Origin of the sequence: Vibrio sp. 14N.309.X.WAT.E.F5, assembly GCF_030397615.1 — a bacterium.
Taxonomy (GTDB): domain Bacteria; phylum Pseudomonadota; class Gammaproteobacteria; order Enterobacterales; family Vibrionaceae; genus Vibrio; species Vibrio lentus.
The window spans coordinates 276,570-293,161 of record NZ_JAPNXR010000003.1; the positions used below are offsets into that span (position 1 = coordinate 276,570).

At 45.5% G+C, this 16,592-nt stretch carries 14 protein-coding genes; all 14 read right to left on the reverse strand.

Annotated features, from left to right (window positions below):
- Positions 1-164: 164 nt before the first annotated feature.
- The 14 genes from OW495_RS05655 to OW495_RS05720 all read right to left on the reverse strand — a co-directional run bounded on the left by OW495_RS05655 (position 165) and on the right by OW495_RS05720 (position 16,559).
- The gene (locus OW495_RS05655) at positions 165-608 is read right to left on the reverse strand and encodes a hypothetical protein (RefSeq protein ID WP_048660463.1); all 444 of its coding nucleotides are present in this window, start codon (positions 606-608) and stop codon (positions 165-167) included.
- A gap of 56 nt (positions 609-664) precedes the next feature.
- Positions 665-2,080, reverse strand: coding sequence for a coniferyl aldehyde dehydrogenase (locus OW495_RS05660; RefSeq protein ID WP_102512909.1), 1,416 nt, complete (start codon positions 2,078-2,080; stop codon positions 665-667).
- Between the two features lie 287 nt (positions 2,081-2,367).
- Positions 2,368-2,850 carry a MarR family transcriptional regulator gene (locus tag OW495_RS05665; RefSeq protein ID WP_065105893.1) on the reverse strand — a complete coding sequence of 161 codons (483 nt, stop codon included), beginning with the start codon at positions 2,848-2,850 and terminating at the stop codon, positions 2,368-2,370.
- A 362-nt stretch (positions 2,851-3,212) separates the two neighbouring features.
- Complete coding sequence (gene choV, locus OW495_RS05670; protein WP_009845975.1) at positions 3,213-4,427, reverse strand: choline ABC transporter ATP-binding protein; 1,215 nt, start codon at positions 4,425-4,427, stop codon at positions 3,213-3,215.
- Between the two features lie 2 nt (positions 4,428-4,429).
- Positions 4,430-5,272 (reverse strand): choline ABC transporter permease subunit, encoded by an 843-nt coding sequence (gene choW, locus OW495_RS05675; RefSeq protein WP_009845976.1) that lies wholly within the window; start codon positions 5,270-5,272, stop codon positions 4,430-4,432.
- A gap of 108 nt (positions 5,273-5,380) precedes the next feature.
- Positions 5,381-6,352 carry a choline ABC transporter substrate-binding protein gene (locus OW495_RS05680; RefSeq protein WP_102512910.1) on the reverse strand — a complete coding sequence of 324 codons (972 nt, stop codon included), beginning with the start codon at positions 6,350-6,352 and terminating at the stop codon, positions 5,381-5,383.
- A 111-nt stretch (positions 6,353-6,463) separates the two neighbouring features.
- The gene (gene betA, locus OW495_RS05685; RefSeq protein WP_289885526.1) at positions 6,464-8,176 is read right to left on the reverse strand and encodes a choline dehydrogenase; all 1,713 of its coding nucleotides are present in this window, start codon (positions 8,174-8,176) and stop codon (positions 6,464-6,466) included.
- A 72-nt stretch (positions 8,177-8,248) separates the two neighbouring features.
- A complete protein-coding gene (gene betB, locus OW495_RS05690; protein WP_102512912.1) occupies positions 8,249-9,709 on the reverse strand; it encodes a betaine-aldehyde dehydrogenase in 1,461 nt (486 codons plus the stop codon).
- Between the two features lie 116 nt (positions 9,710-9,825).
- Positions 9,826-10,428 carry a transcriptional regulator BetI gene (gene betI, locus OW495_RS05695; protein ID WP_012600068.1) on the reverse strand — a complete coding sequence of 201 codons (603 nt, stop codon included), beginning with the start codon at positions 10,426-10,428 and terminating at the stop codon, positions 9,826-9,828.
- Between the two features lie 435 nt (positions 10,429-10,863).
- Positions 10,864-12,045 (reverse strand): Xaa-Pro peptidase family protein, encoded by a 1,182-nt coding sequence (locus tag OW495_RS05700; protein WP_289885528.1) that lies wholly within the window; start codon positions 12,043-12,045, stop codon positions 10,864-10,866.
- Between the two features lie 37 nt (positions 12,046-12,082).
- A complete protein-coding gene (locus tag OW495_RS05705) occupies positions 12,083-13,426 on the reverse strand; it encodes a TRAP transporter large permease (RefSeq protein ID WP_289885529.1) in 1,344 nt (447 codons plus the stop codon).
- Complete coding sequence (locus OW495_RS05710; RefSeq protein ID WP_017111213.1) at positions 13,423-13,965, reverse strand: TRAP transporter small permease; 543 nt, start codon at positions 13,963-13,965, stop codon at positions 13,423-13,425. Before OW495_RS05710 ends, OW495_RS05705 begins: the two co-directional genes overlap by 4 nt.
- Positions 13,966-14,085: 120 nt before the next feature.
- Positions 14,086-15,129 carry a TRAP transporter substrate-binding protein DctP gene (dctP, locus tag OW495_RS05715; protein ID WP_017105430.1) on the reverse strand — a complete coding sequence of 348 codons (1,044 nt, stop codon included), beginning with the start codon at positions 15,127-15,129 and terminating at the stop codon, positions 14,086-14,088.
- 218 nt (positions 15,130-15,347) lie between these two features.
- Positions 15,348-16,559 (reverse strand): M20 aminoacylase family protein, encoded by a 1,212-nt coding sequence (locus OW495_RS05720; protein WP_289885530.1) that lies wholly within the window; start codon positions 16,557-16,559, stop codon positions 15,348-15,350.
- Positions 16,560-16,592 lie beyond the last annotated feature (33 nt).

Genomic DNA, 16,592 nt, shown 5'->3' on the forward strand with positions numbered 1-16,592 from the left:
GTTTATGTTTGATGACTAAACAATAACCAATACAAACCGGTCGGTCTATAGTGTTAATGTCAAAGATATGTCAATTAAGATCGTTGAGGATCATTTGCCTAAAACGAAAAAAGCCCGCAAATGGGGCTTAGGAATATTAGATTTAACGAGCTGAACGACAGAGGTTAACGCAAGTGAGCGGGTACCTTTGTTTTGTCTCGATTGAGGTAGTAATACAGATAAACCAAAGAGTAGACGGTCACAAACCCATCGAGCGCAAACACGCCACTCCAACCATAAAACCACTCATAATCGTTGATACAGACGTTGTATAAGAAGATGCCAACAAACATCGACTTCTCAAATGCACTGTAAATCATGGTCGAAGTACGCAGCGATTTGTACTTGGCTGAGAACATCAGCAACACACCAATACAGCCAACCATCACACCCCAGTGCTGATAAGTACCCAACAGATACTCTTTATTTTCCATCATCGTATCGTTGTAAGAAAACAGGGTCTGCATACTCCAATCCGGTGCCAAGAAGGTGGAAAAAGCAGTGGCGGTTAAGAATCCAGTAATCATCAAATACGATTTCATGGTTCGTTCAAAAAAGCGTTCCAACATAAAATAACCTCTAAAAATAACTTCTTAATAATGAATAGCGTAATGACAGAAATGATTTACTTACCAAGCATGCTCATCACTGCTGTTTTTAATTCGTTGTCTTCTTTTGAAAACAGATGCTTAACTCGATGATCTAAGCCCGTTTCCAAAACTGTTTTAGCATGGGAGAAAGTGAGAAAACCTTCTTTACCGTGATAATTGCCCTGCCCTGATTCACCAATGCCACCAAACGGCGCATCATCAACCGCTAAATGGAAAACACAGTCATTGATACATATTCCACCGGAATGAACTTGGTGCTTAACCTGAGACTGTAAACTCAAATCAAAGCTCATCAGATACAGCGCTAAAGGCCTTGGTTTGCTATTGATGACTTGGAACGCCTCTTCGATATTACGATACGTAATCAAGGGTAACAGTGGGCCGAAAATCTCTTCATTCATCACCTTGGATGACAAGTTTGGTTCTACAATCAGATGCGTCACCAGTCGTTGGCAATCTAAGTCCATCGCGTCGTCATGGCAGGCCACGGTTCGAGTCCCCGCTTGTTGTTCTTCATTCAACAAACCCACTATGCGGTCGCATTGGCGAGGGTTGATTAGGGACGTCAAATTCTCGGAATAGACCCCTTCGTCAAACAGCAGTTGGTATTGTTTTTTATATTCCTCAATAAATGCTTCGAGTTTATCTTCGGGCAACAATACGTAATCAGGCGCGACACACACTTGGCCGTTATTGAGGCTCTTGCCGTAAATGATTCGCTCGACAGCAATATCAATCGGCATGTCTTCTGCCACGATAACTGGAGACTTGCCACCAAGTTCAAGAGTGACGGGAGTTAGCGTGTCAGCCGCTGACTTCATCACTTGACGACCCACTTGGGTTGACCCTGTAAACAGAAGATGATCAAACGGCAATGCAGAAAACGCAGCGGCGATTTCGACCTCGCCCTCAACAAGACATACCTCGTTGGCATTGAAGACTTCATCCAATAGTTGTCTTAAAACGTCATTGGTTGCTGGCGTAAATTCACTCATCTTGATCATTGCGCGATTGCCTGCGGCCAAGGCTGAAATGAGCGGGCCAACTGACAACATGATAGGGAAGTTCCACGGGGCAATGATCCCCACTACGCCTTTAGGCTGATAAACCACTTCAACACGCGAAGTTGAAAGCAAAGGCCCTGAGTGGCGAATTGAAGATGTCGACCAGTGCGGCAAACACTCGATTGTGTGATCGATGTTTCCTAAACAAGGAAGTATGTCGGCCATCAAAGTATCTTGTCGGCTGCGGTGACCATAGTCCTCACTTACCGCGGCACACAAACGGTCTGTGTAATCGATTAGAGCAGATTTCAGCGCAAGCAACTGTTCTATTCTCACCGGCACAGTGGGCATCGGATCATCTGCAAAAGCTTCCTGCATGGTCTTCAACGTCGCTGTCATTTGTGTCGCCGTCAATTCATGTTTCATACATCACCTCATGGTTAGGAGAGGCACACAATAATACAAAACAAACCGGTCGGTCTAGTGTTATTTTGTCAGAGAATCGTCAACGCTTTTGTGAAACAAGTGAATAAACGTTAAACAAATTAAAAATCAGAAAGCTTGGGAATTTAAAATCGAAAGGGATAATTGGAAGACAGTTTGGACTGAAATAGTCAAAGGGATAGAGGCTACAAGATCAAAAATGGCCGCTCAAAGCGACCATTAAATAATATTCTAATACATTGTTTTTAAACAATTAATCAGCTAGCTAATTAGCTCTTGGCAACGTTGGCAATGCCTTCAAGCTGTAGCACTGGGGCAGCGTCGATGTCTTCTGCGTTCATCATTGAAGACACACGTTGCATCGAAGAAAGCAGTAGGCTTTGCTCCCACGCTTCTAGGTTTTGGAATTTTTTAACGAAGTTATCTTGTAGCGGTGGTGGCGCATTGTTCAGTAGCTCTTGGCCTTTCTCCGTCAAATTCGCATGAACTTTACGTCGATCAGCAACACTACGGATACGCTGCACATAACCATTAAGCTCTAGACGATCGATGATCGTCGTTGTCGTCGCTTGACTCACATTAGTTTGATTAGACAATTCTTTGATCGTCACATTACCCATCTCTTGGATTGCGCGCATTAAAATCAATTGAGGGCCCGTCAAACCATACTCTTTACTCAGCTTTTTCGAGTGTAAATCGATAGCGCGAATAATTTGGCGAATAGCGACCAAGATTTCGTCATGTTTATCCAAGATGCAGACCTTTGTACTAATATACTGTGAGTGACTTTACAGTGCCGTGGCGATGAGATTTCCAAACTGAACAGCTTAGGATCGCTCGAATTACACTGTAAATTGATAATTTACTTCATTGATTTTTCCGCATTGTACTGATGTTAATACTATTCTCAATCTTTTCTATACCACTAAACTTGCGTGGTACGGCACTTTTGCTTAATGAAGGGGGAATCAAAGCTTCAATGAAGGCAAAAATAATGAGTCAGAGAATACAAACTCAAAGAATAATATATTTTAATAATCATAGAGGTAGAGAGATTTAACCCTCTCCACCCAATAAAAAACCAGCCTAAATTGCTAAGCTTAAAAACGAAATTTTACGCAGCGGTATTCATCTGAAAGTTACCAGTAAGCGCATTATAAAATTCACTGTTATCCAAAATGCCGACCAGTTTATTGTCTTCCACCAGCAAAATCGGGTGATTACTTAGCTGTTTCAGTTTAATCGCATCGCGCATGCCAATCTCTGGGCTTGCCACTACAACACTCGACGCACTGATTGCCGTTAAATCGTCAGATTCGTTCCACTCAACAAGCGCTAAAGTCGACTCACCTTTTACAGATAAAGTACCTTCACTCTGTTCAATCCATAAGTCTTTAGAGTCACAGATCTTCCAACTTTCATCTTCTTGTTTCAAAGAATCCAAAGGCTGCATCAACGAACGACCTTTCAATACGTTCAACGGGTTAGTATGTGCGACAAAATCTTTCACATATTCCGTTTTTGGCGTGAGTACGATCTCTTCAGGCTTACCATGTTGAATCAACTTGCCTGACTCCATGATCGCAATGTTATTACCAATCTTCAGCGCTTCGTCTAAATCATGACTCACGAACAGAATCGTTTTGTTAAGCTTGTTTTGTAATAGGATTAACTCATCTTGCAACTGCGCTCGAATCAGCGGATCAAGCGCTGAAAACGGTTCATCCATAAGAAGAATGTCGGTATCCATCGCAAAGGCACGCGCTAGGCCAACACGTTGCTGCATACCGCCAGAAAGCTCATGCGGATACTTGGTTTCCCACTCTGCCAAACCCACCATTTCAAGCTGTTCACGCGCTTTAGCACGACGAACATCTTTGGCTACGCCTTGCATTTCTAGACCAAACGCCACGTTATCTAACACGTTTAACCAAGGCATTAGGGCAAACTTTTGGAACACCATAGAAACGCGGTGAGTACGAAGGTGACGCAAGGTCGCTTCGTCGCACTGTTCACCTAAATCAACCAGCTTGTCTCCATCTTTGATCGCCAATGAGCCACGGCTGATCTCATTCAAGCCGTTAACTGCGCGAAGCAAAGATGATTTACCAGAACCAGACAAACCCATCAGCACACAAATCTCGCCTTCTTCAACGGTCAGCGACACATTATCTACACCAACAACTTGGCCAGTCTCATCAATGATCTCTTGGCGAGTTTTACCTTGATCAAGCAGCTCAAGCGCTTGCTTCGGCTTATCACCAAACACAACATCGAGGTTCTTAATAGTAATCGCGTCCATTGTCTTTTTTTCCTGAGAGTTAGACATGATTAAGCTTCCTTCTGGTTTGGTGTTTTGCACAAGCGATCAAGAATGATAGCGACTAATACAATCGCCAACCCGGCTTCAAAACCTTGTGAGATGTTCACTGTGTTCAATGCGCGAACAACAGGTTTACCAAGCCCGTCAGCACCGACAAGAGCGGCGATAACCACCATCGAAAGCGACAACATAATACATTGAGTTACACCCGCCATAATGCTTGGTAAAGCAGCCGGTAATTCGACCTTCATCAGCAATTTCATGCGGCTTGCACCAAACGCTTTACCCGCTTCAATCAACTCTTCAGGTACTTTGGTGACGCCTAAGTAAGTCAAACGAATTGGTGCGGCAATGGCGAAGATGATGGTCGAGATTAAGCCAGGAACGATGCCCAAGCCGAATAAAACCAAAGTCGGAATCAGATACACAAACGTTGGAACCGTCTGCATTAAATCAAGAATGGGTCTAAGCACCGTATATAACCAAGGGCGATGCGCGGCCATAATGCCAACTGGAACGCCAATTAATACGGAAATCGTTGTCGCTGCAAACACGAGGACAAAGGTTTCCAGCATTTCTTGCCAGTAGCCAAGGTTTAAAATAGTCAGCAAAGCTGCAACCACGAAAATCACAAGCGAGGGTTTACGGTGTAAATACCATGCAATCGCTGCGGTCATCACGATTGGTAAAGCCGGTGGCATCCACTTAAATACATCGACTAAAAACATAATGACGGTTTCTAGAAAAATCGAAATAGCGTCAAAGAATCCTGCTGCATTGATTGTTAGCCAATCAACACCCGCTTCCATCCATTGACCAACAGGGATTTTGTTTTCCGTAATAAAATTCACAATATTGCCTTTTATTATGGGTGGGCTACTTCAAACCAATCGAACAATTGGTCAGCCCACCTTTTTTATTTATAGAGCTTTGATAAATAGATCGATAGGTAGGTAAAACTAAGCTTTAACTTGTTTTAGGTATTCAGTAACCGCTTGAGTCGCTGATTCACCTTTATGCGTTTTTACGTTGTCTAACCAAGCTTCAACTTGTTGAGGGTTATTGTTCAACCATTGTTGAGCCGCTTTCTCTGGCTTCACTTTTTGGTTAAGAATCTCTTCCATCAACTGGTTTTCCATCTCTAGAGTGAACTCTAGGTTTTGCAGAAGTTGACCGACGTTTGCACACTCAGACACGTAGTTTGAACGAACATTGGTGTAAACATTTGCTCCGCCGTAGTTCGGGCCGAAGAAGTCGTCACCACCTGATAGATATTCCATTTCAACATTGCTGTTCATTGGGTGCGGTGCCCAACCTAGATAAACGATCCACTGGCTACGACGAGCAGCGCGAGATACTTGCGATACCATGCCCGCTTCACTTGATTCCACTAGGCTGAAATCTTTCAAGCCAAACGCGTCAGAATCAATCATTGATTGGATTAAGCGGTTGCCATCGTTACCCGGCTCAATACCGTAGATGCGGTCTTTAAATTTGTCGGCATGTTTTGCTAGGTCGGAGAAGCTTTTCACGCCAGAGTCGTAAACGTATTTTGGTACGGCTAGTGTGTATTTTGCACCTTCAAGGTTGGCACGTACTGTCTCAACCGTTCCCGCTTCGCGGTACTTAGCGATGTCGCCTTCCATAGTTGGCATCCAGTTACCTAGGAATACGTCAATATCGCCGTTCGCCATTGAAGAGTAAGTAACCGGTACTGAAAGTAGGTCAGTTTTGGTTTTGTAGCCTAGGCCTTTCAGTAGCTCAGAAGTGACAGCCGTTGTTGCGGTAATGTCTGTCCAACCCACATCAGCGAAGCGTACGTTTTCACATTGTTGTGGTTCAACTGAAGCGTTAGCACCAAATGCAAATGAGCTGATCGCTAATGCTGTTAACGTTTTTGTTGTCACGTTCTGAATATTTAGAGTCGTCATAATGGTTCCTTTTTATCTTTCCTTTTGCTGCTCGATATCAACACCGATAGAGAGCTGTTCTTCTGACTTTTGACTAATTAGTTTTGTTATTTTTTAACCAATAACAGAGGCTTACGCTTCTCGTATTGGCTTATTGATTCTTTGTGTTTCTTCCCACTCCGGAGCTATCCATACTGGAACGTTTTGCTCTTTTAGAACGGGCTTGCCCAAAATCAGGTCCGAGGCACGCTCAGCAACCATGATGGTCGGTGCGTTCAAGTTACCGTTTGGAATAACAGGGAAAACAGACGAGTCGACAACGCGCAAATTATCAATGCCGCGAACACGACACTCTTCATCAAGTACCGCCATTGGGTCATCATCAGCGCCCATTTTGCAGCCACAAGAAGGGTGATAAGCACTTTCAACGTTCTGCTTAACCCATTCGTCGATCGCTTCATCAGAAGTTACGCTCAGACCTGGCTGAATCTCTTCGCCACGGTAAACATCCATCGCAGGTTGCGACAAAATTTCACGGGTTAAGCGAATACAATCACGCCAATCTTGGCGGTCTTGCTCAGTCGAGATGTAATTGAAAATGATCTCTGGCTTGGCATGCGGGTCAGCCGAAGTGATCGCTACCGTACCGCGACTTTCTGGTTTGTTAGGCCCAACGTGAACTTGGAAGCCGTGACCATCAAAGGCCGCTTGTCCGTCGTAACGCATCGCTGCTGGCAGGAAGTGGTATTGAATATTTGGCCACTTCAATCCTTTGCGAGAACGAATGAATGCGCACGATTCAAAGTGGTTAGTGGCACCCAAACCTTTGCGAGTCAGAATCCACTCTGCGCCAATCATGCCTTTGCTGACTAAGCCAAGCTTGCTGTTAAGCGTGATGGGTTCGTTACAGTGGTATTGGAAGTACACTTCTAAGTGGTCTTGTAGGTTTTCACCGACACCACTGAGTTCGTGTTTAAGCTCAACACCCGCCTTTTCAAGCACCGCTTTCGGGCCGATACCAGAAAGTTGCAGCAGTTGAACAGAACCAATAGAACCCGCAGAAGAGATCACTTCCTTGTTCGCCACGGCAACTTGAGTATTGCCTGACTTATCAAACTCAACACCAACCGCTTTCAAGCCTGATTGACCTTCTGAGTCTTGTGCTTCAAGTAAGAAACGACGCGCCACTATGCCTTTTTTCAAGGTAAGGTTTGAACGCTTCAATGCACGACGTAGATAAGCGTTAGAGGTTGAGGCTCTAACACCCTTATCTACCGTCATATGCATGGTGCCGAAGCCTTCTTGCTGGTAGCCGTTGTAATCTTGTGTTTCTGGGTAACCGGCGTCTTTACCTGCATCGATGAATGCTTGGTAAAGGGGGTTGAGCTCCATATCGTTACCGTTACAAGTGCCGACTGGGCCGTTGTCGCCACGATATTCGTCACCACCTTTATTCCATGATTCAGCACGGCGAAAGTACGGCAAGCAAGCTTGGTAATTCCAACCCGCAGCACCCTCTTCTTCCCATTGGTCAAAGTCACAAGCGTGGCCACGAACGTAAACCATGCCGTTGATCGATGAGCTGCCACCCAACACCTTGCCGCGTGGACAATGCAGTTCACGTCCATCAAGGCCCGGTTCTTGTTGGGTCTCAAATTGCCAAGCGTACTTTTCAGTATTCATCGGGTAAGAAAGCGCAGTCGGCATTTGGATAAAAATACTCTTATCCGTACCACCCGCTTCCAATAGTAAAACGCTATGTTCACCGCTTTCCGTTAGCCTATCCGCTAACACACAGCCGGCCGAACCCGCGCCGACGATAATATAATCGTAGCGTTGTTCCATGTTTTGATTTCCCTGAGATAAGTCAGTAGGGCTAGCTCTGTTAAGCTAACCCATAAAATTGAGTGTTACGCGTTAGGCATAAGGGCTGGCGTAGTCGCCAAGTTCAATAAGAATGCTCTTAGTCTGCGTATAGTGGAGTAGAGTCTCTGGCCCGTTTTCGCGGCCAACCCCTGAAAGTTTGTAGCCACCAACAGGCATTTCTGCAGGTGAGTCACCCCATGTATTAACCCAACAAATACCCGCCTGCATTTGATGAATAACACGGTGAGCGCGAGAAAGGTTTTGCGTGAACACACCAGCAGCAAGGCCGTATTTGGTATCGTTAGCACGACGAATCACATCGTCTTCATCAGTGAACTTCAACACTGACATAACAGGGCCGAAAATTTCTTGCTGAACGTGAGGCATGTCGTCATGGCAATCTGTGAATACCGTAGGAATGACAAAGTTGCCGTTTGCTAAGCCGTTGTCCGTCACTTGATAACCGCCAGTCAGCAATGTAGCGCCAGACTGTTTAGCCAGCTCAATTGCTTCAAGGACTTTTGAAAGGTGTTCTTTAGAAATCAACGCGCCGATCTGAGTCTCCATGTCCATTGGGTTACCAATGATCAGCTTCTCAGTGCGTGTTTTAAGTTGGTCGATAAATGCGTCATAGATGTTTTCGTGTACATAAACACGAGTACCGTTAGTACACACTTCGCCTTGGGTGTAGAAATTAGCGACCATTGAAGCCGACACCGCATCGTCCAATTTCGCATCATCAAAGATGATCATGGGTGATTTACCACCGAGCTCCATCGTTACAGACTTGAGTGTTTTAGCACTGTCTGACATTACCGCTTTGCCCGTACCGGTTTCGCCTGTGAACGACACTTTAGCGATGTCTGGGTGCGCCGTTAGCATTTGGCCGACACGGTAATCGCCCTGAACTACGTTAAACACGCCATCAGGAAGGCCAGCTTCTGTGAAGATTTCAGCAAGCTTAAGTGCCGTTAACGGCGTTTCTTCTGAAGGCTTGAAAATCATCGCGTTACCCGCAGCGAGTGCTGGAGCCGATTTCCACATTGCGATTTGGATAGGGTAATTCCACGCGCCAATGCCCGCACAGATACCTAGCGGTTCACGGCGTGTGTAGAAAAATTGAGATTCACTAAGAGGTTGTTGATCGCCTTGCAGCGTAGGTGCTAGCCCTGCGAAATACTCAATAACGTCGGCGCCAGAAGCCACATCGACTTCGATCGCTTCTTGTAACGGCTTGCCCGTATCGACAACCTCAAGGTTAGCAAGGTCATTATTTCGAGCTCTAAGTATCTCTACCGCCTTTAAAAGAATACGACTGCGTTCTACGGCTGTCATTGCTGACCATACCGCAAATCCGCGCTTCGCCGATTCAATCGCATTTTCAACGTCAGCTGAAGAAGCTTGGCCAAGCGTTGCGATAGGTTCGCCGTTTGCAGGGTTAATGCTGACGAAAGTTTCGCCTGAGGTAGCGTCAACCGCTTTACCATCGATGTATAACGAGTTCATTTCCATTTGATCTTCTGACTTAAATATTGTTGTTAGACTCTATCGGTCTATGTATTTGTGAATGCATATCGTTGTTGAGAGCGAGCCTTTTGAGCTCACTCACTAGAATTTTTGATGAATCATTAATCGCGCTGACACGAGTAAAACGTAAGCTGCTTGTCTAAGTAGTCATTGATGATTGCACGAGCTTTATCAGCGTTAATGCCTTCAGGATTGAGCGTCCCTCTCAGCCAGATCCCATCAATTAATGATGCGATGCCGTGTGCGATCAATTCTGCTTGATCAGGTTGAAAAATCGATTTTAATTCAATAAGTAAGTGAGAAATCAAACGCTTTTCATTCACGCGCTGAAGACGCTTGAGTTGAGCGTCATGCATCGAATAAGACCAGAATGCGAGCCATGTTTTCGACACTTTATTTTCCGCTTGATAACCTTCGAAATTACCGTTGATGATAGCGTTGATCCTTTGCTGGTGAGCATCAGCAGGGAGCGCTTTTAATTCTGTTGTTACGGTATTCGAAAGTTGACGCAGTATTTCTCGCATAGTCTCTTCGAGCAGCCCATGCTTTCCACCAAAATAGTGATTAATAATGCCAGTGGAGACTCCCGCTTCTTTGCTGATCAACGCAATACTCGCGGCATGCAAACCGACTCGATCAATCACCGTCATGGTCGCTTGAACAAGCTGTGGTTTACGTATGTCAGGCATCCCAACCTTGGGCATTTCTTAGTCCTTCTATTTTATATTGAACGTTCAATTAATTATAAAATGCCAGAAAAGTAGTTAGGGTTCAAATGATTATTTAAAACAAACTCGTAACAATACAGCATTCAAAGCACAATAAGTTATTTTAAAACAATCAGTTAAATATCATTTAGGGTACTAATGAAATCAATTAAAGATTTGAGGTGTGATAGTTATTGGTCAAATGTTTTTGCTCAATAAGCACAAGATTTAAACAAAGGAAGAGAATCGCATAAGAAGAGTTAAACGTCGTTTGAGACAACTTAAACGTAATAATCGGAGTAGCAGAATGGGGAACATAGAATGAAAAGCAGAGCACCATGTAACGAATGGATGCTCTACTTGATGACGGCTCAATTTCAGAGCCAGATAATGAAGCTAAGACTAGATCTAGAAACTAGGTTCAATGATTGACTAGCCAATAATCGGCATCGATTGCCATGCTCTTTGGTGCAGCATCTCGCAGCCAGACTCTGTGATAACGATATTTTCCTCGTGCACCATCATGCGGTTCTTCGCAAATGCCATACCCGGCTCAAGCGTTAACACCATACCGGGTTTTAAGATCACATCACCGTTAGGGACATGTGATGGCCACTCGGTTAGCTGCATACCCAGACCATGCCCCATGCGACCCACATCGTTGCCGAGTGCACCGTTCTTTTCGAGCACCGACCACATGGCTTGCCACACGTCTCCGGTTGTTCGTCCCGGCTCTGCAATCGCGAGTCCCGCTTCTGTCGACTGATATACCGCGTCATAAGCCGCTATTGTATCTGGCTGCGCATGCCCAAACGCATAGTTACGGTCAAAATCACTGAAATAGCCATCAAAGTTAGCCCCCGAGTCTATGATCAAAACATCCCCTTCAGAGAGCACACGATCGGTTGGCCCCATGATGATGTTGTCATAGCCACCTTGGCCGGATGCCGAAATCAGATAAGGGCAAGCATCGGCACCTAAACGCAGCATCTCCAAATGCATGGCTTTACACGCCTGTCGTTCTGTCATCCCTATCGCGAGATGATGACGAAGATACTCAAAGCCCGCAGCCGTGACTTGGCAAGCGAAGCGTACTTTATCGATCTCCGCTTGAGATTTAACACTGCGAAGATCGCGAACCATCAGCGATACATCAACCACACTGTGTTGACTCAGCTTCTGCTGTAACAACGCATAGTTAGTGGCAGGCATACGCAGATGTGTTTCCGGGCCAATCATCGAACCGATTCTGCGAAAACCCTTGGAGACTTCAGATAACGTAGAAGCTAATAAAGAGATACCGTCATCTTCTGGCCTTGGTGACGGCCAACTGCGCACATCTTCAATCCATGTATCGTCAAAGCCAGCCACACCGATCTCTGGTACAACAGCGATTGGCTTACCAACCGCTGGCACCACCAAAAACCAAGGTCGAGTTGGGCTTTCCCAAAACTGCGATTTAAAACCACTGAAATAACGGAATTCAGGCTCGGTCGTGAAAAACGCAGCATCGATGTTTTGTGCGCGAAGACGTTGTTGCAACTCGACAGTACGTTGCTCTAGTTCTGCTGATTCAAACCCTCTCTTCGGAGGTGTTAACGGCAATATACTCATATCTCTATCCTTGATTGAATAAGGGTAACTCGACGGATTAATTGAATAAAATGTCTCTTGGTAACAGAGCGATACTTGGGAAGAAAATCAGCAACGCAGACATCAATATCAAGATAAGGAAAAACGGTAATGTTCCGCGGATCACTTCCATATAAGGACGCTCGAAAATCGCTATCGCGGTAAAGATGTCACAACCAAATGGCGGCGTGGCCGACCCAATCGCCATTTGTAGCGTCACCATCACGCCGACCAAGATTGGGTCGATGCCCGCTGCATCCACAATCGGCATGAAAATCGGCGTCAAGATAAGCAGAACCACCAATGAATCCACAAACATACAACCGACAAAGAAAGTCAGTGCGATAACAAACAGAATGAATTCAGGCGAAGCATCTTCTAGATTGAGGGGAGCCAACAACTCTTGAGGAATTTGTTCAAACGAGATGTACCAAGAGAACGCCTGACCAACACCCACCAGCACAAAGACAACCGCGGTAATCAAGCCGGTATTTAACGCCGCATCACAGATGTCTTTCACGCCAAGTTTTCGATAAAAAATGCACTCAACGATGATCGCATACAGCACAGCGAATGAAGCCGCCTCGGTTGGCGTGACAATGCCCGAATAAATTCCACCGATAATCAAAGCAGGGAAACCAAGAGGAAGAATCGCTTTCTTGATCGCTTCAATGCGTTCTGCGGTGTTGGCTTTTTCAACCAAAGTGATGGTGTCGCTGTGTTTTACGCTATAGGCATAGCTGTATAACGAGAACAGGCTCGCGAGCACTAAACCTGGGCCAATACCGGCAATGAATAATTCACCCACACTGGCGTTAGCTAAGGTGCCGTAAAGAATCAGACCAATACTCGGTGGAATGAGGAACGCGATGTCACTGGCATTGATGATCAGCGCCATCACAAAGCTGTCTTTGTAGCCGGATTGCAGCAACTTCGGACGCATGATTTGGCCAACCGACACCACGGTCGCTTGGGTCGAACCGGAAACAGAACCAAATAAAGTACAGCTGATACACGTCGTAATCGGCAAGCCACCACGCAGATGTCCGACAAACGCTTGAATCAGGCCAAGTAAGTTATAGGCTGTGTGGCCGCGCGTCATGATATCGGCTGCTAAGATAAACATGGGTACCGCAATCAATGCGTTCGGCGAAATGCCCGTGACCATCTGCTGAATCAGCACTCCCGGCTCAACCTGAGAGAAATGAATCAAGCCAATTAAGGCCCCAACCGCTAACGGTACAATCATCGGGAAGCTTAAAAACAGCAAAATCACCATCACAGAAACAAGAGTAAATGTGATGACATAAATATCTAATTCGCCGGCAATAATGTCCGAGAAAAACTGTGCAACATCGCTCATTCGAACTCACCTACTTTTGTGTTTCTGTTTTCAATCACGTCAAATGACACGTAGATCTCTTTGTGCAGTAAGTTCATCAAGAAACTCATGCTGTATTGCAATCCTGCGATGAAAAATCCAATCGGAATGATCGCGTATACCCAATAAACCGGGAACTGTAGAGCTGGACTTAATCGATTGATATCTTTGAGCTCTTTGACGTAGAAGAACGCATGGTAGGTGAGGTAAAACATCAACATGGCGGTGAGTAGCGCAATGATGGTTGTGAGAACTTTCTGAGCTTTAGTGCTCAATGAATCGTAGACCGCGGTCATACGAATATTTCGACCTTGGCGCACCGCGTAAGCAAAGCCAATAAAGGTGACAGAGACAATCAAAAACTGATTGAGTTCTTCTGAGAAAAACAGGCTTTTGTTAAAGGCATAGCGACCAATCGCATTGGCCGTGGAATTGATCATCATCGCGAGAATGGCGGTCATGATTAAAAAGCGTTCTAGCTTTTCTGTCGCGACGCTTATTTTATGTAGCAGTTCTTTCATAACAGGCAGTGCTCCATACTTCGTTCAGTGACAGGGGTCCATTGCCACAATTTGGAGAAGGTGGGGATAAGCTACCCGCTGCAAATACACAGCGGATAGCATTCATCCTAACAACGCTTTCTATTGCGTCGCTGAAGCAGCCTTCACTTCATCTAGGATTTCTTCGAGAATGGTTTTCGCACCCTCACGCGCTTCACTTTGCTCACCAGAAGGATACGCATTTGCTACCACGTCATAGTAAGTCGTGTGCAGCTTTTGGCTGAGTACCTTGAAGCGCTCACGCTCTTCCTCGGTTAACACAACCACCTGCATGTTTGGACGCTCTTTCAAGATCTTGTCCATGTTTTCTTTGTTGATACGGATTTGGTAGTCGTAAGCCGCTTGGTCTGCCGCGGTGATCGCTTTGTCGACCATCGCTTGCTTCTCTTCCGACAGGCCGTTGTACCACTTGCTGTTGGTCGAAACCGTGCTCACATAAGGTTGCTGACCTGGGAACATTAGGTAATCTTGAACCTCATGCCACTTCGCGTTGTAGATGAAGTAGATCGGGTTAACCATGCTATCGATGGTCTTAAGTTGCAGTGAACCGTACACTTCACCCCAAGAAAGAGGAGTAGGTGTTGCACCAAACGCTTTGTAGGTTTCAACAGGAATGGTTGAAGTGAAAGTACGGATTTTCTGGTTAGCAAAATCTTCAGGTGTACGGATAGGTTTATTGCCGCCCCAAACCATTTCGCCTTCAGACATCATCGACAACAGCTTTAAGTTTACGCTCTCAAATTTAGGTGCCAGCTTGTTGTAGATAGTTGGGCTTTCCGTTAAGACCTTATGCGTGATCGCTTCGTTAGTACCCAGAACATACGGTAAGCTCACCGCTTGTACTTCAGGAACGTAAGACCCTAAGTGACCCGCGCCTACCGACACAAATTGAATCGTGCCTTTAGCAGCCAGTTCTACGATGTCGTTTTCTGTACCCAGTTGACCGTAGTAATAGATGCGAACACGAATGTCGCCATCAGACTCCTTCTTAATCACTTCCGCAAATTTTTGCGCATAGATGTCTTGAACGTCTGTTTTGTCCTCTTCTGAAGCAAACTTCCATGTTTCGGCATGAACGCCAAAAACCATGCTCAAACTTAGCAGTGCTACGCCTAATCGTTTCATCCTGTCTTTCCTTTTTATTATCCTAATTACACGCTGATGACCTTGGTCACTTCACGCGCTTCAGTTTTGGCTGTGTCGACAATAAACTCCGTTTAAAGTCAGCCATCTTGCAGTGCCAAATCCGTCACTGCTGAATCTGTTTCTTTACTTATTGCTTCTCATTGAATTGTTACTTCTCATTGAGTTGCTTCTAATTCATTGTTTCTAAATAAGTGTGTCTAAATTGATCTTGTTAAACGATCGTTCACCAACTGAATCCAGTAACTCGCACCGAGCTTTAAGATGCCGTCATTAAAGTCGTATTTCGGGTTATGCAATGCGCAACCACCGACCGATTCCGTACCATTACCCAACAGCACATAACAGCCCGGTTTAACACGCAACATGCTTGAGAAATCTTCCGAAATTGTTAGTGGGTCGCAGGCGTCATTAACGTTCTCAACACCAAGTACCTTTTGCGCGGCGGTAACCGAATACTGGGTTTGTTGCTCGCTGTTGATGGTTGGGTAGAAGGTATTGATAAACTCGAAGTCGTAAGTCGCGCCAGCTGCCTGACAAATGCCCGCCACGATTCGCTCCATACTTTGTTTGATTCGATCGAGAGAGGCTTCAGTAAAGCAGCGACAATCGCCTTTAATGACCACTTGAGTCGGGATGACGTTAACCGTGCCATCGGTAATAAATTCAGTCGCAGAGACCACAGCGGTGTCGTGGATCGCACTTAGATTGCGAGACACGATGGTTTGCAAACCAAGAATCACTTGCGAACCAACGACGAGAGGATCGACCCCTTGATGCGGCAGAGCAGCATGTCCACCCACACCATTGATGGTGATTTCAAAACTGCTTTCACTGGCCATTAGCGAGCCGGGGCGAACCATCAATTCACCTTCCGCTAAGCCGGGGAAGTTGTGAACGCCATACACTTCATCAATCGAGAATCGCTCAAACAAGCCATCATCAATCATCGCTTGCGCGCCGCAACCATGCTCTTCATCAGGTTGAAAAATGAAATACACCGTGCCATCGAAGGTTGAGTTCCCTGACAATAAGTTTTCGGCTAAATAGCTTGCTGCGCCAAGCAACATTGCAGAGTGTCCATCGTGACCACAAGCGTGCATCTTTCCATCGTGTTGTGAGCAATGCGCAAAGCTGTTTTGTTCATGAATGTGCAAAGCATCCATGTCAGCTCTTAAGCCAATACTCGCCTCACTTGATCCAGAACGAAGTATCCCTACTAATCCTGTTTTACCGATGTTACGCACCACTTCGATACCAAAGCTGTGTAACTTGTCGGCGATAAAATCGGAGGTCAGATTCACATCAAAACCACATTCAGGAAATCGGTGTAAATGTTGACGCCATTCCGTCATGTTCTGGATAAGCTGTGAAGACAGTTGGTCTGGTTTTATCGAAAAAGTACACGGCATAGTAGTGTTCCCAAAGTGTCATTCTTTGTATTA